Origin of the sequence: Streptomyces sp. BE303 (genome assembly GCF_036290945.1) — a bacterium.
Taxonomy (GTDB): domain Bacteria; phylum Actinomycetota; class Actinomycetes; order Streptomycetales; family Streptomycetaceae; genus Kitasatospora.
Genome location: NZ_JAQYWZ010000263.1, coordinates 1 through 342, shown reverse-complemented (window position 1 = coordinate 342; position 342 = coordinate 1). Strand labels below are relative to the sequence as shown.

Genomic DNA, 342 nt, shown 5'->3' with positions numbered 1-342 from the left:
CGTCGCCGTCACCGCGCCGCTGCTGCGCCGCGCCCGTGACGATGTCACCACCGCGCTGACGGCGCTCGCGACACTTCTCGTCAACGGTGTCCCGGTCGACTGGTCGCCGCTGTTCACGGGCGTCCGACCGGCCGAGCTGCCCGCCCCCCACCTGCCGCACGAGCGGCCGCGGCTCGACGCGGGGGCCCCGGCCGGTTCGCAGGCCGCCGGGGAGGCGGCCTTCTGGGCCGTCGGCGAACCGGACCCGCTTGAGGAGCTTGTCCACCCACTACTCCGGGGCCGACCACAGCGCGAGTCCGTCCTGTCGGACCGTGCCCGACGACACCGCCGGGACCGAAGGCT

General features: G+C 75.7%; 1 protein-coding gene. It reads left to right on the top strand.

Going from position 1 to position 342, the window contains the following annotated elements; genetic code table 11:
• On the top strand, positions 1–342 hold a 342-nt coding region (locus tag PUR56_RS01880), incomplete at both ends, for a hypothetical protein (RefSeq protein ID WP_329947570.1).